The organism is Tistlia consotensis USBA 355 (assembly GCF_900177295.1).
Classification (GTDB): Bacteria; Pseudomonadota; Alphaproteobacteria; order Kiloniellales; family DSM-21159; genus Tistlia; species Tistlia consotensis.
The window spans coordinates 61,346-86,729 of the sequence record NZ_FWZX01000026.1 but is presented as its reverse complement, the minus strand read 5'-3'; the positions used below and the strand labels follow the sequence as shown (position 1 = coordinate 86,729).

Sequence of the window (25,384 nt, the reverse complement as noted above, 5' to 3'; positions counted from 1 at the left end):
CGGAACGAAGGGGACGGAAACGACGATGCGTAGCAAGGACGAGGCCCTGGCGAAGGGCTGCCACGCGATGGCGGATGCGGCGACCGGCGCGCTTACCTGGTTCCAGGACAACCCGAAGACAGTCGGCGCCCGCCGCGCCGGGCTGGAGCGGCGCTTCAAGAAGGCGGCGGTCGAGGCCCGCAAGCTCGCGCAGGCGGCGGAACGGCCGATGTCGGTTGGCGTCTTCGGCGCCAGCCAGTCGGGCAAGTCCTTCATGATCGGCCGCTTCATCGACCCCTCGGAGAAGCCGACGCGGATCCTGTTCGGCAGCGGCGCCGACACGCAGCGGCTGAACTTCCTGGAGCACGTCAACCCGGTCGGCGGCGACGAGACCACCGGCCTGGTGACCCGCTTCTCGGCCGTCCCGGTGCCGCCGCCGGGCCCCGACTATCCGGTCGTCCTGCGCATGCTGCGCGAGGCGGACCTCGTCAAGATCCTGGCCAACACCTTCGTGCTCGACCTCAAGGGGCGGCCAGACGTGCCGGTCGAGGAGGAGGCGATCGCCGGCCTGTTCGACCGGCTCGCCGAGCGGACCGGCGAGCGCGTCCTGCCGGGCCTGGAGGTCGAGGTGGTCTTCGAGCTCGAGGACTACGTCCAGCAGGAGCTCGAGGACCATCCGCTCAACGCCGACCAGGGGGCCTCCGAGGCCTACTGGCAAAGGCTCGAGCGCACGGCTCCCGCGCTGGAGCCGGACGCCCGGGCCGAGGCCCTGGCGCCGCTGTGGGGCTCGATCCCCGAGTTCACCGAGCTGTACCGCAAGCTGAAGGACGCGCTGGACCTGCTCGGCCACCCGGAGATGGCCTTCGCGCCGCTCGAGGCGATCCGAGACCGTGCCAAGGGCATTCTGCACGTCGGCACGATCTCCGAGCTCGACAGCGACGGCGCGGCCGGGCAGGTCACGCTGATGACCGAGCGGCGCACCACCGCGGCGCTGCCCAAGCCGGTGGTCAGCGCCCTGACGGCCGAACTCAGGATCACGCTCGAGCACGAGCCCTGGCCCTTCTTCGAGCATACCGACCTGCTCGACTTCCCCGGCGCGCGCAGCCGCGAGCAGGGCAAGGTCGCGGCCGACTACCTGAGGGGCGAGAACGCCCGGCCGACCAACCGCTCCTACTGCTATCTGCGCGGCAAGGTCGCGGTGCTGTTCGACAAGTATTCGGCCGACCTCGACCTCAACAGCATGCTGCTCTGCTCCGACGAGCGGAACCAGGAGGTCAAGAAGCTGCCGGACCTGGTGCAGCGCTGGATCGCCCGGACCCACGGCGCCCGGCCGGCGGACCGCGAGGGCAAGCGCGTGGCGCTGTTCTACTGCCTGACCAAGGCCGACACGCTGTTCAACCTGAGCGAGGGCAGCAATGCAGACGACGTCGTCCGCAACCGCTTCAACAAGGACGTCAAGTTCTACCAGCCTTGGATCTCGGAGTGGCTGCCGGACAGGCCGTTCGACAACCTGTTCCTGGTGCGCAACCCGAAGTTCATGCGACGCGACCTCTTCACCTACGAGCCGGCGCCGCCCGGCTGCCCGGAAAGCTACGTGCCGGCCGAGACGGGCATCGTGGCCGATCAGGTCGAGCGCCTCGCGGCCTTCAAGCGGACCTTCGTCGGCATGGAGCTCGTGCGTCGGCACATGGCCGACCCGGAGGGCAAGTTCGACGCCGTGCTGATCTGCAACGACGGCGGCATCAGCTATCTGGTCGACCGCCTCACGCCGACCTGCGACCCCGATCTCAAGTACGACCAGATCCTGCCGCGCGCCCGTGCGCTCTCGCAGCGCATGTGCGAGGACCTCGCGGAGTTCCACGAGGCCGGAGACTTCGCCGAGCGGGTCAAGGAACGCCGGGACAGGGCCAGGCAGGTCGGTGCCGCCCTGTCGAGGCGCCCGCACCTGATCGGCCAGTTCATCGCCTTCCTCCAGGCCGATCAGGCGATGCTCGGCGAGACCTTCATGGAGACGGCGCGCGGCGAGCCCGGGCCCGGCCGCGGAACGGATGGCTTCGGTTCGGGGGCGAGCACGGGGGCGATCATCCTCGACGACGCCTTCCTGTCGGATGACGGGCCGGCCGGCTCGGAGCCGGCGGCCGGCGCCGACCCGACCGACGGCAGCCTGTCGACCCGCTACGGCATCGCCGCCGTGGAGCAGTGGCTGGAGCGCCTGGAGGACTACGTCGTCGGCCACGAGGAGCTCGTGCGCAGCTACGGCGTCGAGCCCGAGCACCTCTCGACCGTCGTGCACGAGCTGCGGGCCGCGGCGCGACGTCATGGCCTCGACCGGCGCATCGCCGATTCCGTGCAGCCGATCGTTCAGTTCCATCAGCGGCCGGACGAGCATCGCCCTCGGGTCGCGATGGTGACCGGAGAGATCATCAACGGGCTGGTGGTGCGCCTGGGGCGGGATCTGGGCGATGCCGGCGGCTCCGGCACGGACGCGCTGGTCGCCCGGCCGATGCCGGCGGTCGGCGACTTTCCGGATTTGCCCGCCGACGGTCAGCAGATGCTGCGCACCCGCGGCCAGGTGCCGGGAGCGTGGCTGAAGGCGCTGCTGCTGCTGGCCGCCGAGAACGCGGCCTCGGCCGGCGGCGGGCTGGTCGACGTCGAGCAGAACCGTCGGCTCGGCGAACTCATCGAGCGCGTGGTCATCGCGGTCGCCGGCCATTGAGGGGCAAGGCAATGGCGATCGAGATCCTGGACGACGAGACGAGGCCGAGCGGCGGCTATGCGCTGCTGCGCCTGCCCGGCCGGGCCGCGGCCGGGCAGCGGCCGCTGTCGGTCAGCATCCGGCGGTTCCGTCAGAGCGATGCCTGCCTGGGACCGCGCGGCTGGCAGTCGGGAGAGCATGCCTTCAGGCCGGTCGCCCAGCGGACCGAAGGACGCGACCTCGTGCTGGTCCTGGGGCCGCAGATCGTCAACGTCGTCGAGGAATACGATCCGGTCGCGCTGCGGATCCCCGAACTTGACGTCGAGGAAGCCCTGCGCTGGCCGCCGCTGACGCCGAGCCTGGAGATGCCGCCGGACCTCGGCCCGGCGCGGACCGAAGAGCCGCCGGATGACGGTTCCGCTGCTCCTGCGCCCGATGAGAGCGCCGACGAGAGTGCCGACGAGGCGCGACAGGACGCCGGGGCCGAGGGACGCGAGGCGGGGGGCAACGAGGAGACTGCCGACGGGCAGGTTGGTGACGAAGAGACCGTCCGTGTCGAGGACCCGGCGGTCGAACGGCTCCGGACGACGGCCGGGCCGGACGAGCCGCGTCCGGGCATGCCGGCCTGGCTCAAGGTCGGGGTGCTGCTGGTCTTCCTGCTGCTCGTTGCCGGCGCGGCCTTCGCGTTCCGGGAGAATTTCCACGGCATCCGGGACGACGTCCTCGCCTTGTTCGGCCCCGACGAGGGCGACGGGGAACCGGGCGCCCCGAGGGCGCCCTCTACGGCGCCCTCGGGGAGGGCAGCGACCGAACCGAGCCCGGCAGTGGCCGCGCCGCCGACCCCCTCGCCGGCCGAACGCCACGCCCAGGCGCTGCAGGCGCTCGAGACCGGCAACATCGATCGGGCCGTGCCGCTGCTCAGGCGGAACTCCAACGACGGCTACGGCCCGTCGACGCTTCGCCTCGCCGAGTACTTCCTCGAGCGAAACCCGGCCGAGGCCATGAGGCTGCTCGCCAAGGCCTGCGGCCAGGGAGTCGCTGACAGGGCAACGGCCTACGACACGATCATCGGCAAGCTCAGGGACCGCATTTCGGCGGGAGACTCCGTGGCGCAGGTCGCCGAGGCGGTCGAAGGCGAGAAGACGGCGGCGGCCTGCGGCCGCTGACAGGAACCGAGGGGCACGCCATGTCACCTGTCCGATCCCGACACGCAGTCTGCGGCAGCGCGGCGCGCTGCCTCGGTCGACTTTCGTCGCTGCTGCTCCTGCTGCTCGCGGTTCTCCTGGCCGATGCCGCCTCGGCCCTGGCCGACCCCCTGCTGGTCGACGAGACTCCCGGGCTGTACCAGCGCATCCTGACGCGCCCGCGCGCCCAGATCGTGGCGCACGTCGGCGAACCGGCGGGGACCACGCCCGATACCTTCTCGGCTTACTACGTGTTCGCTCGCAAGACCGTCGACGGTACGCAGTGGCTCCAGGTCGGCGCCAACCGGCTGGGCGCGCCCGGCGGCTGGATCCGCGCCGACCAGACGGTCGCCTGGAACCAGGCCATGGTGCTGGCGTTCGGCGAGCCGACCGGGCGGCTGCCGGTGCTGTTCTTCAAGGACCGCGATGCCCTGCTCCGCGTCGTCGAGGATGAGCGGCTGCCGGTCCTGGCGCCGCAACTGGTCAAGCAGGCGCGTTCCGGAACGCTGCCGCCGGACAGCGGCGTCATCTCGATCGAGCCGGAGGAGTGGGTCGACCTGCGCTCCCATTTCTACCTGCTGCCGATTCTCGGCGCGACCGACGAGTTCCTGCCTTCCGGCGCACGCGGCAAGATCGCCGAGATCGCCTCGATCCCGCTGTCGGAGGAGCCGGCGGCGCCAGCCGACGCGGCGGCAGCCTACCGGGTCGGCGTCATGTTCGTGGTCGACACGACGACCTCGATGAAGCGCTATATCGACCGCACGCGCCAGGCGATCGAACACATCTTTGAACGCCTGCGCGCCTCGCCGGTCGGCGAGCGGATCAGCTTCGGGATGGTCGCCTTCCGCGACGCGCTGATGCCTGCGCCCGGCCTGGAGTACCTCACCAAGGTCGTGGCGCCGCTCAAGGTCCCGCCGGACCATGACGCCTTCGAGGCCGCGCTCGGCAAGCTCAAGGTGTCGCATGTCCCGAGCGCCGGCTTCAACGAGGACGGCCTTGCCGGCATGGTCGAAGCCATCGGCCGGGACGAATGGAAGGACTTCGGAGGCCGCTTCATCATCTTCCTGTCGGACGCCGGCGTCCGCGAGGCGGACGACCCCTTCTCCTCGACCCGGCTGTCGCCGGCGCGGGTCAACGAACTGGCGCGCGACAAGACGATCGCGGTGATCTCCATGCTGCTGGCGACACCGATGGGCGAGGCCTATCACGCAGTCGCCGAGCGCCAGCTGAAGCAGATGTCGTTCTGGACAGGCATGAGCCGCCCGGCGTTCTACCGGGTGCCGGAGGGCGACATCTCTGCCTTCGGCCCGACGCTCGACCAAGTGGTCGACGCCATGGTCGGGCAGATCGAAAGCGGCGCCACTGCCGCCTCCGGCGGGACCGAGCGCGATCGTGCCGCCGAGGCGAGCGACTGTGCCGCGGCCGGCGAAGGAGCGGCGCATCTGGTCGCCGCCATCCGTTGCGCCGGCCATGCCATGCGGCTCGCGTGGCTGGGTCGCGAGCGCGGCGTCGAGGCTCCTTCCGTGTTCAACGGCTGGGCCCCGGATTTCGCCCTGAACGACCCGAGCCGGAAGGCCTTCGACGTGCGCGTCCTGCTGACCAAGGAGCAGTTGAGTAACCTCTCGACCGCGCTCCAGGCCGTTCTCGAGGCCGGGCGCGAGGCGCTCGACCACGATCCGGCGACCTTCTTCGCCCAGCTTCGCAGCGTCGTCGCGCGGGCTGCGACCGATCCAGGCAGCGTCGACCCGGCGCGCATCGACAGCCTCGGGGACCTGCTCGACGCCTATCTCGCCCACCTGCCCTACGAGAGCCAGCTGATGGAGTTGAACGAGACGACCTGGCTGGATTTCGGCCCGGCGCGCCAGGACGAGATCCTGGCGACGGTCAAGTCGAAGATCAGGGCCTACCAGTACTTCCACGACGACGCGAGCCGCTGGATCCGGCTCAACGCCGATGCTTCGGACGACGAGCTGGTCTATCCGATCCCCCTCGGCTTGCTGCCGTGACGACGGACCGGCCGATCATCGCCCTGCGGGAACTGGGCTTGGTGCGGCGGGACGGCAACTGGGCGTTCACGCTCTACGTCCGCGACCTGCAGGTCGCCCGCGGCCAGCGGATTGCCCTGACCGGGCCCAACGGCAGCGGCAAGAGCACTCTGATCGAGATCCTGGCGCTGTCCCTGGCGCCGATCGGCGACGGCCGGTTCCGGCTGAGCGCGCCGGACCTGGGCATCGACCTCGACGTCATGGAGCTGTGGCGCGACGGCGCCGAGGCGGCCCTGACGCGCCTGCGCCGGGATCTCTTCGGCTATGTCCAGCAGGTCGGCGGGCTGCTCGGCTTCCTGACCATCGGCCAGAACATCGCGCTGACCCAGCGGCTGAGCCGGCGTCGCGACGGCCGCTGGCTGGCCGAGCTTGTCCAGCGGCTCGGCATCGGCGACCTGCTCGACCGCTATCCGGACCAGGTTTCGGTCGGCCAGCGCCAGCGCGCCACTATCGTGCGCGCGCTCGCGCATCGCCCGCCGGTGCTGCTGGCCGACGAGCCGACCGCGTCGCTGGACGCGTCCAGCGCCCAGTGGGTGATGAGCCTCCTGGTCGAGGAGGCCGAGCGGTCGGGCACGGCCCTGGTGCTGGCGAGCCACGACCACGACCTGATCGGCCGGTTCGGCTTCCAGGAGGTCGGGCCGCTGCTCCAGGCAAACCGCTCCGGGCAGTTCAGCGTCTTCGACGGGTCGCGCCGATGATCCGCGATCTCCTGCTCGCGGCGGAGATGGGGCTGCGCGACCTGCTGCGGGAGCGCACCGGCCTGCTCTGCCAGATCCTGGCCTTCGCCGCCGTGCTGACCCCGCTGCTCGTGCTCTATGGCCTCAAGTCGGGCGTCATCGACGGCCTGACGCGCGAGCTGATGTCGGATCCCCGGACCCGGCAGATCAGCCTGATCGGCGACCGCCTCTACGAGGCGAGCTGGATCGACTCGCTGCGGGCGGATCCGAGGGTCGGCTTCGTCATGCCGCACACCCGTGCGCTCGCGGCCAACGTCGAATTCGCCCGCAGCGACGGCGGCGCGGGCCGGATCGAGCGGGGCAGCCTGCTGGCCTCGGCGGCGGGCGATCCTCTGCTGCCTCCCGGCGTCGCGCCGCCAGAGGGCGAGACGGCGGTGTTGACCGAGGCGCTGGCCCAGGCGCTGGGCATCGCTGTCGGCGACAAGGTCACCGCCATCGTCAGCCGGATCTCGGGCGGTGCGACGCAGCACGTCTTCCTCGACCTCGCCGTCGTCGGACTGGTCGACAACGCGCGCTGGCAGGCGCGCGGCGCCCTGGTCGAGCTGCCCCTGCTGATCGCCTTCGAGCGATGGCGGGACGGCTACGCGGTCTCCCGATTCGGCTGGGACGGCGTCGCCGGCGGAGAGCGGCCGGACCGCTTCGCCAACCTGCGTCTCTACGCGCGGCGGCTCGAGGACGTCCGCCCGCTGGTCGATCGCCTGCAGGACGAGGGCTACCTGGTCAGCTCGCACCTGGCCCAGGTCGAGGCGGTGCTGGGGTTGGATCGCAGCCTCAGCGGCATCTTCGCGATCATCGCCGGGGTCGCGCTCGGCGGCTACGTCCTGGCCTTCGGTGCCACGCTCTGGGCCAACGTCGTGCGCAAGGTGCCGGCGCTCTCGCTTCTGCGCCTCCAGGGGCTGGGCCGCCGGGCCGCGATCGCCTTCCCGGTCACCCAGGCCCTGACAGTGGCACTCGCCGGTGGCCTGACCGCGACGCTGCTTTCGCAGGCGACCTGTGCGGGCATCAGCCGGCTGTTCGGCGCGGGGCTGCCGGCCGGAGCGCGGGCCTGTGCCGTCGGCGGCGGCGACTACGCGATCGCGATCCTGGTCAGCCTGGCCGGAGCGGCGGTCGCTGCCGTCGTGGCGGCGATGCGGACGACGGAAGTGGATCCTGCCGGAGGACTGAATCGTGGATAGCCTGCCCGCCCTCCTGGCCGGCGGCGTCGCCGGCCTGCTTCTCTGGCTGGCCGCTGGCTCGCCCGCCCGGTCGGCGCCGCCGCCCGAATGGCGCGAGCAGCTCTGGAATCCGGTGCCGATGTCGGACGACGTCGTCCTGCCGCTGCCGTGCGGCGGTGCTCTGGCCCTGCGGCGCATCGATACGACGCTGCCCGGAAACTGGCTGACCGACTTCCGGGTGCAGCTCGGATCGGCGACTAGCTCCAATCCCTATTCCAGCTTCACCCGCTTCGCCTACGTCGCCGGTTCGCTCTCGGACGGCAACGACCCCGGGCGCCGCTACTACCTGCTCGGCAAGTACGAGGTCACCGAGGACCAGTACGCGGCGGTCATGGGCGCGACCTGCCCGAAGCCCAGCATGCGCGGCCGCTTGCCGAAAGCCGGGGTCTCCTGGTTCGAGGCCGTCGAGTTCACACGCCGCCTGACCGTCTGGCTCAACCGGACGGCGCCGGACACACTGCCTGAACAGGACGGGCAGCGTAGCTTCCTGCGTCTGCCGACCGAGACGGAATGGGAGTTCGCGGCGCGCGGCGGGCGCGCCGTCGGCGAAGCCGACTTCCGCCGTCCGCTCTTTCCCATGCCCGAGGGCGACCTCAGTCGCTACGCCTGGTTCCAGGGGCCGCGCTCCTGCAGCGGCGACCTGCAGCTGGTCGGCCGGCTGCGGCCCAATCCGCTCGGCCTCTTCGACATCCTCGGCAACGTCGAGGAGATCATGCTGGAGCCCTACCGCCTGAACCGCGGCGGGCGACTGCACGGCCAGAACGGCGGCTTCGTCGTCAAGGGGGGCTCCTGTTGGACCGACGAGAGCGCCATCTCGACTGCGCTGCGCACCGAGTTCAGCTACTACAACGACCGGACCGGACAGCCGCTCGCGCCTCCCTCTGCCGGAATCCGCGTCGAGGTCGCGGCGCCGGTGCTGGTCAGCCACCAGCGTATCGGTCAGCTCGATGAGGACTGGCGCGAGGCGGTGGAGGCGGGAACCTCGGCGTCGCTGCCCGCCGACGTCGATCCCGCCGAGACACTCCGCCAGCTCGCCGAGAAGACCAGCGACTTCGAGATCCGGGGCGAGCTCTCACAGCTCGCCGCCGTCGTGCGGAGCCGGGATTCGGCGAGAGCGGACATCGAGCGCCGGGCGATCCAGACGGCCATCGAATCCGGTGCCTTCATCATCCGTCAGTACATCGACGACGCACACGACCTGGCGGGCATACAGGGCGTCGTCAAGCTGCTCGGCGATCCGGGCAACGACCCGGAGGCCCAGGCCGAGCTGGCCAACTACAAGAAGCTGATCGAGGTCACGCAGCACAGGCTGAAGCTGACCCTCAATGTCTACACGGCCGTGCTGGCGCAGTCGGCTGCGGACTACGCTCCCGGCCTGGCCTCGGACCAGCTGAAGATCGTCACCGATCGCTTCGACCGCATCGAAGGCCCAGTGCTGTCGCGCTATGCCGACGTCTTTGCAGGTCATCTCCAGCGCTGGCAGGAGCGCGGCGGCCTGGAGATCGCCGTGATCAAGAAGGACCTGGATCAACTATAGATGGCGGAAGGCATGCTTTTTTCTTGGACCGATCTGCGGTTGAATTGCTATGGTTATCTGGAGCGCTTTTTGAGAAGGCCATAGTTTCAATCTGATCGCATTCCGGGAAGTGGGGGCAAGGGCATGGTGCACTATTGGGGAAAGCGGGCCGCCGCGGCCTGCGTCGTGGCCGCTGTCGTGTCGGCCTGCCAGCCGGCGCCGGGTGGCAGTTCCTCGGCAACCGAGGCGAACATCGATTCTGCCGACGCTCGGCAGGTCGCGACCTACTCCGGCAAGCAGTATGCGAAGGACTATGCTGTCCAGGGCGGCCTGGTCGGCGCGGCCGCCGGAGCCGGCATCGGCTGCCTGATGGGCAAGCTGCTGTTCAACAACTGTGCGGTCGGCGCGGCCATCGGCGGCCTTGGCGGAGCGGCGGCCGGCGGCGCCTACGGCTATTCGGTCGGCCGCGAGACGGAGAACATCGCCTCGCGCCAGGTCACCGAGCAGGCGGCGCTCGCGGCCGCCGATCGGGAACTCGCGGACGCCAAGGCGGTGGAGACCGCGGCGGCCCGGGTGGTGCGAGAGCAGACGGCGAAGCTGGACAGGCTACGCGCCCAGGCCAAGACCAACGTCGCCAAGCGCGGCGAGTACAAGCAGGCGATCGACGAGGCGAAGGGCTTCCAGGCCTACCTCGGCGGCTCGGTCAAGCGCGTCTCGGACTCGATCGAGGACATCGACAAGCGCATCGACCTGGCCCGGCAGACGGACCCGAACGAGGCGGCCAAGCTGAGCCAGAAGCGTGCGGCGCTGGAGCAGACGCGCGAGGGGCTGTCGCAGCGCCTCGACGTGCTGGTCGCGACGATCGGAGCCCACGAGCAGGGGCTCTCGTCTTGACGGCGGTCGCCTGTCGGCCGGGCGGCAGCCGAGCGGTCGCGAGGCCGGCATGACGAGGGTCGCCCTGCTGCTCTTCGGCGTCCTCGTGCTGACCGGCTGCGCGAACTCCTCGGCCACCGAATGCGACGCGACCAATGCGGGCAGCCTGTTCGCGGCGGACGCCTGCATCAGGGGGAAGGGGTTCGACGCCCGCATCGCGCAGATCCGGTCGCAGACCCGTCACGAGGTCGAGGAGGCCCAGCTCTCCCGGGAGCGGGCCGCCGCCCTGAAGGCCGAGGCCGAGGCGCTGGCGCGGGACCGCAAGGCGCTCCAGCGGCAGCTGGCCACCAACCAGAGCCAGCTCGACGAGCTCCGGCTGCAGCTCGGCAGCGCCAGGGCCAGCAATGCGGAACAGCAGGCGCGGCTCGATACGCTGCGGGAGCAGCTCGGCGAGATGGAGCGGCAGTTGGCGGCCGCCCGGGCCGAGCCGCCGCGCGAGGCGGCCGAGATCGCCAAGCTCGAGGAGGACATCGAGCGCAAGCGCGCTGCCATCGCCCTGATCGTCAAGCAGCTGCAGAGCAGCTAGCCCGACCGACGGCAGCCGGCGGATGGCAACGACAGGCAAACGCTATCTCCCGGGGCGCCGTCGGGGCGTGGCGATTGTCCTGCTGTGGCTGGCGTTCGTCGCCCTATTCCTGCTGCTCGCCTGGATACTCCTGCGGGGCTGCGGCCTCGCTTGGCCGGGCAGCGACCGCATCTTCCTGTCCTTCTGTTCGGCTGCGGCCGAGCCGAGCGAGCAGTTGGCGGATCTGCGGGCTGCCGGTCAGGGGCTCGAGCATCGGCTTCGCGATCTTCAGGACCAAGTCCGCACGGTGCCGAGCTGCAGCGCGGACTGCGCGCTGGTCGGCGACAGCGGCGCGATCGATCTCTACTTCCTCCAGGATCTCTCGGCCTCGTTCCGGGATGACCTGCCGAACGTCAAGAGCATGATCGACGACCTGATCTCGCGCCGGGAGGCGGGCGAACTGGGACGCAACGTCGCCATCGGCCTCGGGGCATTCATCGACAAGCCGCTTCCCGGCGACAGCGCGGCCCGCAACGACTACGTCTTCCGCTCCTTCGCGCGGCTGGGGGCCAGCGCGGACGAACTGCGCAAGGCCGCTGCCGGGCTGCAGGTCGGCTACGGCGGCACTACCGCCGGCGAGGCGCAGTACGAGGCGATCATCGAGATGCTCGGCGCCGGGGCGGCCGTCGGGTTCAGGCCCGCCGCCAAGAGGTACGTGGTGCTCGTCACCGATGCCGTGGCGCTCGTCGCGGGCGACTGGCCGGACGCGCCGGCCCCTGAGGACGGCATCGCCGACGGCGACCCCCTGAACGAGGACTACCCGAGCGAGGGCCAAGTCTCGGCGGCGCTGCGAGCCAACGACGTCACGCCGATCTTCATCGTCACCGGGCCGGTCGAGGGCTTCTACCGCGCTTTCGTCGAACGCCACGGCTCGGGCTACGTCGAGACGATCTCCTCGTCGAGCGAGAACTTGACCAAGTCGATCTTCTCGTCGCTCGTCGCCGCCTGCGGCCGACAGCCGGACGACGCGGCCGGTCGCTAACAGGCTGCTGAAAAAGTGTCTTCCGGCTCCGCCCGGGAGATGATGCGATTCCTTCGCTGTCTTGCCGCGCGAGACTTGGAATAAGCGGTGGCCTTCCGAGCGAGGCGACCCTGGCGGCGATCGCGGCGCTCGCCGAGGCTCAGCAGGCTGTTGAAAAACCCGATGACCGGCGCCGACAGGGCATGATTGACTCGACCGTGCCGATGGTCGGGAGACGGATCGATGCGGGGCGGGGATAGGCGGTCTGGCGAGTTATTTTCGTACGTCGACCTGGCGGCGCGGGTCCGGCGAGACCATCCACTGCGGGTCGTCCGCGAGATCGCCAATGCGGCTCTGGAGGCGCTGGGCGGCGATTTTGCGGCGCTCTACTCCGGGCTGGGCCGGCCGTCGATCGCGCCGGAGCGGCTGCTGCGGGCGATGCTGCTGCAGGCCTTCTACTCGATCCGCTCGGAGCGCCAGCTGATGGAGCGGCTGGAGCACGACCTGCTGTTCCGCTGGTTCGTCGGGCTCGGCGTGGACGAGGCGGTCTGGGGCCACTCGAGCTTCTCCAAGAACCGCGACCGGCTGCTGGAGGGCGACATCGCCGCGCGGTTCCTGGCGGCTGTGCTGGCACAGCCGCGGGTCAGGCGGCTGCTGTCGAGCGAGCACTTCTCGGTCGACGGCACGCTGATCGAGGCCTGGGCCTCGCTCAAGAGCTTCAAGCCGAAGGATCCCGGGGACAGCCCGCCGGATGGCGATGGCGGCACCGGCGGCCGCAACGCGACGGTCGACTTCAAGGGCCGGAAGCGCTCCAACGAAACGCACGCCAGCACCACCGACCCCGACGCCCTGCTGTACCGCAAGGGCCCCGGCATGGAGGCCAGGCTGTGCTTCATCGGCCACGGCCTGATGGAGAACCGCTCCGGGCTGATCGTCGACACCCGCCTGACCAAGGTCTCCGGCCACGCCGAGCGGCTGGCCGCGCTGGAGATGATCGAGGCCCATGGCGACCGGCCGCGGGCGATCACGCTGGGTGCCGACAAGGCGTACGACGCCCAGGACTTCGTGATGGAGCTGCGCGAGCTCAACGTGCGCCCGCACGTCGCGCAGAACACCAGCGGCCGGCGCTCGGCGATCGACGGCCGTACCACCCGCCATGCCGGCTACGCGACGAGCCAGCGCGTCCGCAAGCGGATCGAGGAGGCCTTCGGCTGGATCAAGACGGTCGCCTGCCTGCGCAAGGCCCGGTTCCGCGGCCGCGCGCGTGTCGACCCGGCCTTCACCTTCGCGGCCGCCGCCTACAACCTGGTGCGGCTGCCCAGGCTGCTGGCCGGGGTCTCGCCATGACCGCCCCGATGGGCTGCCGGCTCATCGGCCGGTGGCGAATCGTCGAGGCCGACCTCTGGGACGACGACTATCTCGACCTGGTCGGGCCGGCGACCCTCGTCATCGACGCCGACGGCCACGGCGAGATCGCCTTCGGGGCCATGCAGGCCGGCCTCGACCTCGAATACGCCCCGTCCATGGTGTTCTTCACCTGGGCCGGCTTCGACGAGATGGACGAGGTCACCGGCTCCGGATCGGCCGAGTTGCTCGACGACGGATCGCTCGAAATCGATTTCGCCTACCACCTCGGCGACGAAGCCGTTCTCAAGGCTGTTCGAGCAACTTCTTCAACAACCTGCTAGCGCAGCAGTCTGGGAAGGACAGGCCATGCTGCTTGAAATCGGCAGCGCCGCGGTCACCGGCCGGGGCCACGCCCAACTCTGCTCGTTGCGGGCCTGCGTCTCGAGCATCGGAGTCCGCGTCTTCGGAAGGCCCGGGAGGATAGTCATGCCTGGGCCGCCTCCAGGCTCTCGGCGGCCAGCTGCTCACGCAGCCTCCGCCGCAGGAGCTTGCCGACCTCGGAGCGCGGCAGCTCTCCGACGACGCGGATGCGATGGGGCTGCTTGGTTCGGCCGAGACGTTCCTTGCAGTGCGCGGCGACCTGCGCCGCGAGCTCCTCATCGCTCGTCCTCAGGCCGGGCACCGGGACGACGAAGGCCGCCGGCCGCTCCCCGAAATCTTCGTCTGGCATGGCCACGACAGCGCACTCGGCAACCTGCGCCATCTCCTCGATCGCCTGCTCCAGCTCCTGCGGATAGATGTTGACGCCGCCGGAGATGATCGTATCGTCCTGGCGGTCCGAGAGATAGAGCCAGCCGTCCTCGTCGACCCAGCCGATCTCGCCGAAGGTCTGCCAGCCCTGCGGGCTCAGCCGGGAGCGCGTCTTCTCCGGGTCGTTGAAGTACTCGAACTTCGAGCTGTCGCTGAAGTAGACCTTGCCCACCTGCCGCGGCGGCAGCTCGGACCAGTCCTCGCCGAGGATCCGGATCCGGCCCTTGACCGCGCGCCCCACGGAGCCGGGGTGCGCCAGCCACTCGGCCGAATCCAGCACCGTGAGACCGACGCTTTCGGAACCGGCGTAGTACTCGGTCAGGATCGGCCCCCACCAATCGATCATCCGCCGCTTCAAGTCGACGGGACAGGGCGCCGCCGCGTGGAGAGCGAGGTGGTGGCGCGGAGCGCGGAAGGCGGCACGCCGCTGCTCCGGCAGGGCAAGCATGCGCCGGAACATCGTCGGCACCCATTGCGACATGGTGATCTCGCGGCGCTGAAGATGGTCGAGCGCCCGCTCAGCGTCGAACTTGTCCATGATCAGTGCCATGCCGCCGCCGGCGATGACGGCGAGCGTCCAGCGCAGCGGTGCGGCATGATAGAGCGGGGCCGGGGAGAGATAGCGGGTCTCCGGATCGACGCCGAAGATCTCGATCAGGTCGCGGGCGAAAGCGGGCGGCCCTTCGCCGATCTGCTCGGCGCTGGGAAGCGGTCGCCAGATGCCCCTGGGCGCTCCGGTCGTGCCCGACGAGTACATCATCAGCATGCCGGGTGATTCGTCTTCTGGCGGTGCGTCCGGCATCGTCGCCAACGCGGCCTCGAGATCCTCCATCTCGTGCGGCGCGGTTCCGCGCGTCCGTGTCGTCAGCCAGTGCCTGGCGGCCTTGCAGCGCGCCGGAAGCTCGGCGAGCCTGTCGGCGAAGCGGCCGTCGGCGAGCACCAGCGCGGCGGTGCTGTCGTTCACGACATGCGCGATCTCCGGCAACGAGAAGGTGTGAGCGACCGGCGTGTAGTAGAGGCCGGTGCGGGCGGCCGCCCAGGCCGCGGCGATGACGTCCGGTCCGTTCGACAGGATTCCGGCGACGTGGTCGCCGCGCGCCAGGCCGCGGTTCCGAAACAGCTGCTCGAGTCGGTTTGCCCGCGCCTCCAGCTCCCCGAAGGTGACGCTCGTGCCGTCCTCGAACTCCAGCGCTCGCCGTTCCGGGTCGCGCTGCGCCCAATCCCTCAGCCCATAACGCATTCGGTCCACTCCTCCCTCGGCCGCGCCTTACGGGCTTGCCGCGGCGCTTGATAATCGTATAGAAGCTTACGATAATGAAGGCAACAAATATGCGGGATATGCCAGAGCCCGCAGTGACAGTGAGGTGGGGCGGTGACCGGGAAGCCAGCGGCAGAGATCGTGGTCGCGCAACCGTCGTCGGCGGGATCGGCCGATTCGACGCTGCCGAAAAGGCCACCAGAATCTTCGCGTTCCGCGCTTCGGACGCTGCCTCTCGCGTCTCGTCGATACCGGTCTGCGTAGGGAATTGTCTGAAGTGATGGGAGCGATGTGAGGAAATGGGGCTGCTCGAAGGCAAGGTCATCATCGTTACCGGGGCCGGTCGCGGTGTCGGGCGCTGCATCGCCCTGGAGGCCGCGCGCGAAGGCGCGATGGTGGTCGTGAACGACCTGGGCGGCGACGAGAGCGGCGCAGGCGGGGACGCCGGCCCGGCGCAGAGCGTCGCCGACGAGATCACCGCCGCCGGCGGGCAGGCGATCGCCGACGGTGGCTCCGTCGCGCAGTGGGACTCGGCTCGCGCGATCGTCGAGAGAACGGTCAGGCATTTCGGGCGACTGGACGGGCTGGTGAACAATGCCGGGATCCTGCGCGACCGCATCTTCCACAAGATGGACCCGGAGAGCTTCGAGGCCGTGGTCCAGGTGCATCTGCTGGGCTCCTTCTACATGTCGCGGGCGGCCGCCGACCTGTTCCGGGCGCAGAACTCCGGTGCCTTCGTCCATATGACCTCGACGTCGGGACTGATCGGCAACTTCGGCCAAGCCAACTACATGGCGGCCAAGCTCGGCATCGTCGGACTTTCCAAGGCTATCGCCATGGACATGGCGCGCTTCGGCGTACGCTCGAACTGCATCGCGCCCTTTGCCTGGACCCGCCTCGTCGGCACCATTCCGGATGCGACCGAGGAAGAGAAGGCTCGGGTCGAGGGCCTCAAGAAGCTTAGGCCGGAGCTGATCGCCCCCTTTCCGGTCGCGCTTCTGTCGGACGACGCGAAGGCCGTGACCGGCCAGGTCTTCGGCACGCGCGCGAACGAGATCTTCCTCTTCTCGCAGAGCCGTCCCGTCCGCAGCGTCCATGCCGACGGCGGATGGACACCGCAGACGGTGATCGAGCGGGCGGTTCCGGCGATGGCGCCGTCCTTCTACCCGCTGGAGAGGTCCGGAGACGTCTTCACCTGGGATCCGGTCTGAGGCGGTCGGAATCGAATAACAACGACAACAAAGGGAGGTTATCGTGCGCTATGGGCTGATGCTTGTGATGGTGGCAGGGCTGTCGGCTGCTGCCACCTCCGTCTCGGCGCAGACGCTTCTGCGGTTCGCCGACTACAGTGCCAATCGCGGCATCCGGGCCAAGTTCGTCCAGGAGTTCCTGTCTCGAATCGAAGAAGGAAGCGAGGGGCGCATCCAGATCGAGCAGCATTGGGGCGGCTCGCTCCTGCCGGCTACGGAGATCTTCGAGGGGGTGAAGAACGATGTCGCCTCTCTGGGGACGGTGACGGCCGGCTATTCACCGGAGAACCTGTTCGCCTACCGCGTCGGCGACCTGCCGGTCCGCAACCCGAAGGAAGTCCCCGGTGCCCTCGCCCTCTATGAGCTGGCCACGACCAATCCGATCATGAAGGAGGAGTTCGACAGCCAGGGCGTCGTCTATCTCCTGAACTACTCGGTCGGCCCGATCCAGATGATCTGCGCCGGCGAGCCCCTGCGGGGCGTCGACGATTTCAACGGCCGCAAGGTCAGGGCGACCAGCGACTACGGCAAGATCTACGCGACCTTCGGCGCGATCCCGACCAGCATTCCCCTCCCGGAAGCCTATCAGGCGCTCGATACGGGTGTGATCGACTGCTCGCAGGCCTACGGCTACGTCGTCGAGGCCTACAAGCTGGACGAGGTCGCGAAGTCGTTCACCGAGATCAACGGCGGAACGATCCAGTCGAACGGCATCTTCATGAACAAGGCCGAGTTCGATGCTCTCGAACCGAAGGACCGGCAACTGATCGTCAGCCTCGGCCGGGAGTACACCCAGAAGATCGCCCAGGCGATCCACGACCGCAACGCCGCGGTCACCAAGAAAATGGCCGACAAGGGCATCAAGGTCGTCCAATTCAGCGAGGAAGATCTCGCGCGGCTGGATGAGGCGAGCAAGCCCATCATCGACGAGTACGTCTCGGAAGGCACGGCGCGCGGCGTCGACGCCGCTTCGCTGGTGGCCGCGTTCCGCCGGGAAATCGCCACGCAGAACAAGGCCTACAAGCAGTGATGCCGACGGCTCGCCGGCGTCTTGCCAGAGGCGCCGGCGGGACCAGGGACAAGGGAAGGGGGGCGACGTGACGGCATGCCTCGCTCGGGCCGACCGAGGGCTGCGGATCTGGGAAGGCTTCCTGGTCGTGCTGGCGGCGGCGGCCCAAGGCGTGATCGCGCTTCTTGTGCTCGCCGGCATCCTGTCGCGCAGCTTTCCCGCCTTCATGGTTCCCGACAACGTGGTCCTCGTCCGCTCCCTGCTGCTCGTCTCGCTCGCCTTCGCTCTCGGCGAGGCGACGCGCACCGGTGCGAACATCACCGTCGACCTGCTCGCCGACCGGCTCGGCCCCCGGGCCAGGCGGATCCTCGAGCTTCTGGGCGCACTCGCCGGCCTTCTGCTTCTGGTGCCGCTGGCGGTCTGGCTGGCCACCTACTCCCTCGACCTCTTTCACTCCGGGCGGACGAACATGGGACTCCTCCGAGTGCCGCAATGGCCCACCTACGCGGCGCTTTGCCTCGGCTTCGCGACGATGTCGCTCCGCCTCTGCCTGATCGCCCTCGCGGCCATCGTCAGTGAGCGTGCCCTCGGCCGTGTCCGCGGAAACGCCGCCTGATGGATCCGCTCATACTCGGCGTCGCCGGCATGGCCGTGGTGCTGGTCCTCATTGCGCTCCGGACGCCGGTCGCCTTCGCCCTCGGTGCCACTGCGCTGCTCTGCATGTACCTCTACTTCGCGCTGCCGCGGACGGGCGGGGTGCGCCTGGAGATGGCCGTGCGGCCCGCGATGACGCTTGCCACGACGGCGGTCTACGAGCTCTTCTACAACTATAGCCTGACCGCTATCCCCATGTTCATCGCACTGGGGCACGTCTGCTACCGGGCCGGCATCACCTCCGAGATCTACTACGCGGCGCGCGCCTGGCTGACTCGGGTGCCGGGCGGACTCGCCATGGCGTCGGTGCTGGGCTGCGGAGGCTTTGCGGCAATCTCGGGATCGAGCCTCGCCTGCGCAGCGACGATGGGACGGGTCGCCGTGCCCGAGATGCTGCGCTACGGCTACTCCGACCGGCTGGCGACCGGCTCGGTCGCGGCAGGGGGAACGCTGGGCGCGCTGATCCCGCCGGGCATCGTCTTCATCATCTATGGCGTCTTCGCCGAGCAGTCGATCAGTGCGTTGTTCATCGCGGCGATCATCCCGGGGCTCCTGTCGATGCTGGGCTACTGGATCGTCATCGCGATCTGGACGACCTGGCGGCGCCAGGACGCGCCCCGCGGCGAGGAAGCCTACCCCCTGGCGCAGCGCCTGCGCGTGCTCGCCGGATCCTGGCCGGCGGCGGTGATCTTCGTCATCATCGTCGGCGGCATCTACGGCGGTGTCTTCACGGCCACGGAGGCTGCGGCGGTCAGTTTCGTGACCGCGACGGTCGTCGCGCTCGCGACGCGCCGTCTTCGCCTCCGGCATCTCGGCAGCGCTCTGTGGGAGACGACGGTGCAAAGCGCGGCGATCTTCCTGATCGCCGCCGCGGCCAAGCTCTTCGCGAGCTTCGTCTCGCTGACCGGCATGGCGAACGAGGTCGTGGCGCTCGTCCAGGCCGCGAACCCCGGGACCACCGCACTGCTCATCGGGATTGTGCTCGTCTATCTGGTGCTCGGCATGTTCCTCGATCCGCTCGGCATCATGCTTCTGACGCTGCCCTTCGTGCTGCCCCTGATCGAAGGCCGCGGCCTGGACCTGATCTGGTTCGGGGTCGTCGTCGTGAAGCTTCTCGAGATGGGCCTGATCACCCCGCCGGTCGGGCTCAACGTCTTCGTCATCAACGGCGTGACGCAGCCGCCGGTGCCGGTCATGCGGATCTTCGCCGGGGTGCTTCCCTTCTTCGCGATGGACGTCGCCGTGCTGAGCCTCCTTCTCGCCATTCCGGCCCTCACCCTCGCGCTGCCCGCTGCGCTCTGAGGCGGGCGGCGGAGGGTCAGGACCCGGAGGGAAATCGCGCCCTGCGCTTTTCCAGGAAGGCGGCCACGCCCTCGCGGAAGTCGTCGCTGCCGACGCTCTCCACGATGCCGTCGGTTTCCGCCGCGAGCTGATCCGCCAACTCCCTGTGCGAGGCCTGGGCGACGAGCCGCTTGGTGCGGAGAAGCGCACCCTGCGGGCCGGCCGCCAGTCGCCGGGCGGCCTCGTCGACCGCGTCGTCGAGCTGGTCCGGTGGGAGGATGCGGTCGACGAGACCGAGCGCCGCAGCCTCGTCGGCCCCGACGGCCGCGCCCGTCAGCAGCAGGCGCCTGGCCCGCCGCTCTCCCACGACGCGGGGCAGCAGCCACGAGACGCCGGCGTCGGGCGTCAGCCCCAGCCTGACATAGGCGAAGACGAACTGTGCCGTGTCGTCGGCCAGGACGAGGTCGGCCGAGAGCGGGAACATCACGGCGGCTCCGGCCACGGCGCCGCGTAGGCGCACGACCATCGGCTTGTCGAATGCCTGCAGGACCAGCGCCAGCTCCGCGGCCAGCCCGAGCCGGCCACGGAACTCCTCCCGGACCGCCGGCTGCTGCTGCTCGAGGCTCTTCCGGAACCCGGCCACGTCACCACCCGCCGAGAAGCTCTCGCCCTCGCCCCGGATCACCAGGCAGCGCACCGCCGGGTCGGCTCTCGCCCCGGCGAAGAGGTCGCGCAACCTCGTCGTCATGCTGCGCGTGATGGGATTGCGCACCTCCGGCCGATCGAAGGCCAGGGTGAGGATGCCGCCCTCCAGTCGGGTGACGTATCCGTCTCCGTCCCGGTCCCACGCCGCCACTACAAGAGCTCCGCGGAGCCGCGGTCGAGCACGACGATGTCGCGTTCCTTCGCCCGGCAGCGGAACCGCAGGCTCCCGCCGGTCCCGAAGATCTCGGTCAGGATCGTCTCGCCGGGGAAGACTGGCTTGGAGAAACGCAGCGACATCGACCGCAGGCGCTCCGGCGCTCCCGGGGCACGGGCCGCGATCACGGCACGCGTGGCGATCCCGAGCGTGCACAGTCCATGCAGGATCGGCGCCTCGAAACCCGCCCGGCGCGCCGCGGCGGGGTCGGCGTGGATCGGGTTGAGGTCGCCGGAGAGCCGGTAGATCAGGGCCTGGCGCGGCAGGGTCGGGGTCTCGACCACGGCGTCCGGCGCACGCTCGGGCAGCGGAGTGGGCGAGGCGGCAGGGGAGCCGAAGCCCCCTTGTCCGCCATCGCCGCGCATGAAGAGGACCGTGCGCACCGTGGCGAGGTGGGTTCCGTCGACGGCGTGCAACTCCTTGGACTGGTAGAGGCGTGCGCCACGGTCCGCCCCGAGGTCCTCGACGGCATCGATGCGATAGGTCCCCCGGACGCGGCCTTCCGGCGGGATCGGCGCATGGATCTCGAAGCTCTGCTCGCCGTGAAGGATCCTGATCCAGTCGATGCCGAACCGGGGGTCCTTCGCCCAGAAGCCCGGGTGTGCGAGGACGTTGACGAAGGAGGGGACGGTCTTGAGGCCTGCCTCGTAGACATAGCCCAGATCCGCCTCGTCGAGCGGGTCGGCGCCGCAGCCGACACCCAGGGCGTAGAGGATCGCATCCCTGGCGGTGTAGGCGTGATCCACCGGGGCGAAGCTGTGGCGCTCTATGCTGTCGAGATTCACGGACGGATCTTCCTGCTGCTGCTGTTCATCGCGGGATGCGCCGGCCCTCGGGCCAGTAGCGGCGCATGAGCTCGGCCTTGACGATCTTTCCGGCGTCGCTGCGCGGCAGGCTCTCGACGAAGTCGACGCTGCGCGGGCTCTTCACCGGGCCCAGGCGGTCGCGACAGTAGGCGACGAGCCGCTCGGCCATGTCCGCGCAGGGCCGCGCGCCCGGTCTCGGCACGATCAGGGCCTTCACCTCTTCGCCGAGGTCGGGATGCGGCACGCCGATCACGGCGGCGTCAGCCACGTCAGGATGCACGCTCAGCAGGTTCTCCGCCTCCTGGGGGTAGACGTTCACGCCGCCTGAGATGATGAGGCTGCTGGCCCGGTCCGTCAGATAGAGATAGCCCTCCGGGTCGAGATAGCCGATGTCGCCGAGCGTGGCCCATCCGCCGGGCCGCTGGCTTTCGGCGGTCTTGGCCGGGTCGCCGTGGTACTCGAAGGGCTTGCCGGTCCGCATCAGCACCAGGCCCTCGACGCCCGGCGGGCATTCTGAGCCGTCGGGCGCCTCGATGCGGATCTCGGTGCTGCCGCTGGGGCGGCCGACCGACCCCTTGTGGGCCAGCCAATCGGCCGAGGCGATCATGGTGGTGCCGATGGATTCGGTCCCGCCGTACATCTCCTCGATGACCGGCCCCCACCAGGCGATCATCCGTTCCTTGACCTCGATCGGCATGGGGGCCGCCCCGTGTACGGCGCAGCGCATCAGGCTCGTGTCGCAGGCCGCGCGCAGCGCCTCGGGCAGCGCGAGCATCCGCACGAAGTGGGTGGGAACGAAGAAGCCGTGGGTCGCGCGATGCCTGTCGATCGCCCGCAGCACCGTCTCGGCGTCGAAGCGGCGGAAGCCGATGGCGGTGCCGCCGCATCTCTGGACGTGCATCATGAAGCGCAGCGGCGCCGTGTGGTAGAAGGGGCCGGGATTGACGAAGACCGTGTCGGGGCCGAAGCCGTAGCCTTCGACCAGCATCCGGTGTCGGGGCGGCGCCTGATGCGGCGAATGGTCGGTCAGCGGGTGCCGGATGCCCTTGGGCCGGCCGGTCGTGCCCGACGAGTAGAGCATCGAGGCGCCGCGGCGCCGATCCGCAGGCGGCGGACCGCCTTCGCGGGCGACGGCGGCCTGGAAGTCTTCGAGCCCCGGCTCGGCGCCGTCCAGCGACAGGACGCGGACCGTCCCGGCCAGCCGCGCGCTCAGGCGACCGGCGACCGGTGCCGTGGCCGCCGAGGCGACGAGCAGCGCGGCCCCGCTGTTCTGAAGGATGTAGGCGGCATCGTCCTCGGACACCTGCCGCGGCATGCAGACATAGTAGAGGCCGGCCAGCTTCGCCGCCCAGCAGAGCTGCACGTAGGCGGCCCGGTTTTCCAACAGAAAGGCGACGACATCGCCCTCGCGCAGGCCCGCCGCGGCGAAGAAGCCGGCGATTCTGTCGGCGCCCCGCATCATGTCGCCGTAGGTGAGGGACTCGCCCGTGTCAGCGATCAGAAGCGCGCATCGCGACGGATCGGTCGCCGCGATGTCCCAGGGACTTGCCCGCATGCCGGTATCCGCGCGGGTTGCCATGTCGGTCTCGCTCATTCCGTCTCCGCCCTCGGGTCAGCCGGTCACGCGTCGGCATGCTTTCGTCGATGGTGCAGCCGAACAGTATGCTAGCGCAAGATATGCAAGCACATCATAATTCGCCTCCGCTCGAGGCGCGCGGCCCGAACGACGCGCTCGGCCGGGGAGAGGCACGACGGGACGTGTGGCGCTGCTCGCCGCAACGGTCCTGCTCGCGACGCCGGAGCCGCCCGAGAAGGGCCGGGACTCAGACGCTGCGGGTCGTCATGTCCTTCCAGATGATCTGCTTCATCACCTCGACCGCGCCGCCGGCGATCTTCGTGATGCGGGCGTCGATGTAGGCACGTGCGATCGGGTACTCCAGCATGTAGCCGTAGCCGCCGAAGAACTGCAGGCACTGGTCCACGGTCTTGCAATGCAGCTCGGACCCCAGAAGCTTGACCTTGGCCGATTCCGTCCCGCTGAGCTCTCCCTTGAGAAAGCGCTCGATGCACCAGTCGACGAAGATGCGCTGCGCGGTGATCTCGGCGTCGAGCTGGGCGAGCACGAACTGCGTGTTCTGGAAGTCGGCGATAGTGCCGTCGAAAGCCTCGCGGCCGCGCGTATAGTCGACTGTCTGGCGCAGCACCGACTCGGCGACCGCGATGCTGCGGATCGCCTGGGTCAGCCGCTCCTGCGCGAGCTTGGTCATCAGCATGGCGAAACCGCGGTTCGCTTCGCCCAGCAGGTTGCCGGCGGGCACGCGGACGTCGGTGTAGAACAGCTCCGCTGTGTCCTGGGCCTTCAAGCCGAGTTTTTCCAGGTTCCGCCCACGCTCGAATCCGGCGGTGGCGGTCGGCACGGCGATCAGGCTGACGCCCTTGGCGCCCTTCTCGGGTGCGGTCTTGCAGGCGGTCACCACCAGGTCGGCGTTGATACCGTTCGAGATGTAGACCTTCTGGCCGTTCAGGACGTAGTCGTCGCCGTCCCGCACAGCCCGCGTCTTGATGCGCTTCACGTCGCTGCCGGCCCCCGGCTCGGTCATGCCGATCGCCCCGATCGCCTCGCCCCGGACCATCCTCGGCAGCCATTCGCGCTTCAGCTCCTCGCTGCCCCAGGCGAGGAGATAGGGCGCGCACATCTCCGAGTGGACCATGAAGCCCGGTCCGGTCATGCCGGCCTTGGCGAGCTCCTCGATCACCACGACGTTGTAGAGCCAGTCGGCGCCGGGACCGCCGTAGGCCTCCGGCACGTTGCAGCAGAGGAGCCCCTTCTCGCCGGCCTTGCGCCAGACCTCGCGGGGCACGCGCTTCTGCCGCTCCCAGTCCGCGTGATGGGCCTCGAGCTCGACCTCGACGAAGCGCCGGACGGTCTCACGGAACTGGTCGTGCTCGGCCGAGAACAGCGTGCGGCTGACGGTCACGAGGGCTCCCTCCTTCAGTGTCGGCGCGCGGCGCGCCGTCAGCCGTGCAGGCCGAGGATCGAGATCGCGGCGATGCCCTGGAAGGGCACACCGCCGAGGTTGTGGCTGAGCCCGAGCGAGGCGCCCGCGATCTGGCGTTCGCCCGCGCGGCCGAGCAGCTGGCTGTAGTTTTCGTAGGCCATCCGCAGGCCCGAGGCGCCGATCGGGTGGCCGAAGCACTTGAGGCCGCCGTCGACCTGGCAGGGCACGCCGACGCCGTCGCGGTCGTAGAAGCCGTCCAGCACGTCGGCCACGGCCCGGCCCTCCTCCGAGACGAAGAGGTCTTCCATGGTCACCAGCTCGGTGATCGAGAAGCAGTCGTGCACCTCCATCAGGTCGAGCTGCCTGCGCGGATCGGTGATTCCAGCCTCTTCGTAGGCCTTCCTCGCGGCGTTGCGCGTGTTGCGCACGTGGCTGCCGTCCCACTGGTCGGTCGAGGATTCGATTCCCGAGCTGATCGAGAGCTGGATCGCCTTGATCGTGACCATGTCGACCTTGCCGAGCGTGCGCGCGATCTCCGGGGTCGTGACGATCGCCGCCGCCGCCCCGTCGCTGACGCCGCAACAGTCGTAGAGACCGAGCGGCTCGGCGATCATCGGCGCGTTCAGGATCGTGTCCATGTCCACCGGCTTGCGCAGATGCGCCTTGGGGCTCAGCGCGCCGTTCTGGTGGCTCTTCCAGGAGACGTGGGCGAGGGCGCGCTTCAGGTCCTGCTTCGAGATCTGGTACCTGGTGCGGTAGCCCGAAGCGAGTTGCGCAAAGCCCGCCGGGGCCGATCCGATCTGGAACCAGAGGTCGTTGAAGGTGCCCTTGAAGGGATTGGGCAAGCCGCCATAGCCGGTATCCTTCAGCTTCTCGGCGCCGATGGCGAGCGCGACGTCGACCGCGCCCGAGGCGACCGCGTACGCCGCACCGCGCAGCGCCTCGGTGCCGGTCGCGCACATGTTCTCGACCCGGGTGAAGGGGATCCCGTCCATGCGCAGCGCGAAGGAGGCGGGGATCGCCGAGTTGCCGATGTTCACCGCGTCCATGCAGGAGCCGAGCCAGGCCGCTTCGATCCGCGACTTCTCGATGCCGGCATCGGCCAGGGCCTCGTCGAAGGCCTCGGCCATCAGGTCGTCCTCGCCGACATCCCAACGCTCGCCGAACCGGCTGCACCCCATGCCGATGATCGCGACCTTGTCCTTGATTCCGGTAGCCATCG

21 protein-coding genes are annotated in these 25,384 nt (G+C 69.5%); 15 read left to right on the top strand and 6 right to left on the bottom strand.

Annotated elements, in window-relative coordinates; all coding sequences use genetic code 11:
• The first annotated feature begins 25 nt into the window (after window positions 1-25).
• From B9O00_RS24345 to B9O00_RS24300, 11 genes are all read left to right on the top strand, one after another.
• Window positions 26-2,695: a virulence factor SrfC family protein gene (locus tag B9O00_RS24345; protein ID WP_085125344.1), complete on the top strand. Its 2,670-nt coding sequence runs from the start codon at window positions 26-28 to the stop codon at window positions 2,693-2,695.
• 11 nt (window positions 2,696-2,706) lie between these two features.
• Window positions 2,707-3,840, top strand: a complete 1,134-nt coding sequence (locus B9O00_RS24340) for a hypothetical protein (protein ID WP_085125343.1) — start codon at window positions 2,707-2,709, stop codon at window positions 3,838-3,840.
• Window positions 3,841-3,860: 20 nt separating this feature from the next.
• Entirely contained in the window at window positions 3,861-5,864 is a 2,004-nt protein-coding gene (locus B9O00_RS32695; protein WP_143596337.1) for a vWA domain-containing protein, read from the top strand.
• Window positions 5,861-6,601 carry an ABC transporter ATP-binding protein gene (locus tag B9O00_RS24335; RefSeq protein WP_143596336.1) on the top strand — a complete coding sequence of 247 codons (741 nt, stop codon included), beginning with the start codon at window positions 5,861-5,863 and terminating at the stop codon, window positions 6,599-6,601. Before B9O00_RS32695 ends, B9O00_RS24335 begins: the two co-directional genes overlap by 4 nt.
• Window positions 6,598-7,815 (top strand): ABC transporter permease family protein, encoded by a 1,218-nt coding sequence (locus B9O00_RS24330; protein ID WP_085125341.1) that lies wholly within the window; start codon window positions 6,598-6,600, stop codon window positions 7,813-7,815. Before B9O00_RS24335 ends, B9O00_RS24330 begins: the two co-directional genes overlap by 4 nt.
• The gene (locus tag B9O00_RS24325; RefSeq protein ID WP_085125340.1) at window positions 7,808-9,391 is read left to right on the top strand and encodes a formylglycine-generating enzyme family protein; all 1,584 of its coding nucleotides are present in this window, start codon (window positions 7,808-7,810) and stop codon (window positions 9,389-9,391) included. Before B9O00_RS24330 ends, B9O00_RS24325 begins: the two co-directional genes overlap by 8 nt.
• Before the next feature lie 123 nt (window positions 9,392-9,514).
• A complete protein-coding gene (locus tag B9O00_RS24320; RefSeq protein ID WP_085125339.1) occupies window positions 9,515-10,264 on the top strand; it encodes a hypothetical protein in 750 nt (249 codons plus the stop codon).
• 49 nt (window positions 10,265-10,313) lie between these two features.
• Window positions 10,314-10,829 (top strand): coiled-coil domain-containing protein, encoded by a 516-nt coding sequence (locus B9O00_RS24315; RefSeq protein ID WP_085125338.1) that lies wholly within the window; start codon window positions 10,314-10,316, stop codon window positions 10,827-10,829.
• A gap of 67 nt (window positions 10,830-10,896) precedes the next feature.
• On the top strand, window positions 10,897-11,850 hold the full coding sequence (locus tag B9O00_RS24310) for a VWA domain-containing protein (RefSeq protein ID WP_159460314.1): 954 nt from the start codon (window positions 10,897-10,899) through the stop codon (window positions 11,848-11,850).
• 222 nt (window positions 11,851-12,072) lie between these two features.
• On the top strand, window positions 12,073-13,176 hold the full coding sequence (locus B9O00_RS24305; RefSeq protein ID WP_085125336.1) for an IS5 family transposase: 1,104 nt from the start codon (window positions 12,073-12,075) through the stop codon (window positions 13,174-13,176).
• Window positions 13,173-13,517: a hypothetical protein gene (locus B9O00_RS24300; protein WP_085125335.1), complete on the top strand. Its 345-nt coding sequence runs from the start codon at window positions 13,173-13,175 to the stop codon at window positions 13,515-13,517. Before B9O00_RS24305 ends, B9O00_RS24300 begins: the two co-directional genes overlap by 4 nt.
• A gap of 143 nt (window positions 13,518-13,660) precedes the next feature.
• On the opposite strand, the gene B9O00_RS24295 is transcribed toward B9O00_RS24300, so the two are convergent.
• Entirely contained in the window at window positions 13,661-15,226 is a 1,566-nt protein-coding gene (locus tag B9O00_RS24295; RefSeq protein WP_085125334.1) for an AMP-binding protein, read from the bottom strand.
• Window positions 15,227-15,543: 317 nt separating this feature from the next.
• Between B9O00_RS24295 and B9O00_RS24290 the strand changes: the two genes are divergently transcribed.
• The 4 genes from B9O00_RS24290 to B9O00_RS24275 all read left to right on the top strand — a co-directional run bounded on the left by B9O00_RS24290 (window position 15,544) and on the right by B9O00_RS24275 (window position 19,459).
• The gene (locus B9O00_RS24290; RefSeq protein ID WP_085125333.1) at window positions 15,544-16,455 is read left to right on the top strand and encodes an SDR family NAD(P)-dependent oxidoreductase; all 912 of its coding nucleotides are present in this window, start codon (window positions 15,544-15,546) and stop codon (window positions 16,453-16,455) included.
• 43 nt (window positions 16,456-16,498) lie between these two features.
• Window positions 16,499-17,524 carry a C4-dicarboxylate TRAP transporter substrate-binding protein gene (locus tag B9O00_RS24285; RefSeq protein WP_218822941.1) on the top strand — a complete coding sequence of 342 codons (1,026 nt, stop codon included), beginning with the start codon at window positions 16,499-16,501 and terminating at the stop codon, window positions 17,522-17,524.
• A 67-nt stretch (window positions 17,525-17,591) separates the two neighbouring features.
• Window positions 17,592-18,119: a TRAP transporter small permease gene (locus B9O00_RS24280; RefSeq protein WP_085125332.1), complete on the top strand. Its 528-nt coding sequence runs from the start codon at window positions 17,592-17,594 to the stop codon at window positions 18,117-18,119.
• A gap of 29 nt (window positions 18,120-18,148) precedes the next feature.
• On the top strand, window positions 18,149-19,459 hold the full coding sequence (locus B9O00_RS24275; protein ID WP_235017190.1) for a TRAP transporter large permease: 1,311 nt from the start codon (window positions 18,149-18,151) through the stop codon (window positions 19,457-19,459).
• Between the two features lie 16 nt (window positions 19,460-19,475).
• Here the strand turns inward: B9O00_RS24275 and B9O00_RS24270 are convergent, their stop codons facing one another.
• The 5 genes from B9O00_RS24270 to B9O00_RS24250 all read right to left on the bottom strand — a co-directional run bounded on the left by B9O00_RS24270 (window position 19,476) and on the right by B9O00_RS24250 (window position 25,382).
• The gene (locus B9O00_RS24270) at window positions 19,476-20,294 is read right to left on the bottom strand and encodes an enoyl-CoA hydratase-related protein (protein WP_085125330.1); all 819 of its coding nucleotides are present in this window, start codon (window positions 20,292-20,294) and stop codon (window positions 19,476-19,478) included.
• Entirely contained in the window at window positions 20,294-21,142 is an 849-nt protein-coding gene (locus B9O00_RS24265; protein WP_085125329.1) for a MaoC/PaaZ C-terminal domain-containing protein, read from the bottom strand. The genes B9O00_RS24270 and B9O00_RS24265 overlap by 1 nt, the downstream gene beginning before the upstream one ends.
• Window positions 21,143-21,167: 25 nt before the next feature.
• Window positions 21,168-22,757: an AMP-binding protein gene (locus B9O00_RS24260; protein WP_200808650.1), complete on the bottom strand. Its 1,590-nt coding sequence runs from the start codon at window positions 22,755-22,757 to the stop codon at window positions 21,168-21,170.
• A 229-nt stretch (window positions 22,758-22,986) separates the two neighbouring features.
• Window positions 22,987-24,141 (bottom strand): acyl-CoA dehydrogenase family protein, encoded by a 1,155-nt coding sequence (locus B9O00_RS24255; protein ID WP_085125328.1) that lies wholly within the window; start codon window positions 24,139-24,141, stop codon window positions 22,987-22,989.
• 38 nt (window positions 24,142-24,179) lie between these two features.
• The gene (locus tag B9O00_RS24250) at window positions 24,180-25,382 is read right to left on the bottom strand and encodes an acetyl-CoA acetyltransferase (RefSeq protein ID WP_085125327.1); all 1,203 of its coding nucleotides are present in this window, start codon (window positions 25,380-25,382) and stop codon (window positions 24,180-24,182) included.
• Window positions 25,383-25,384: the final 2 nt, after the last annotated feature.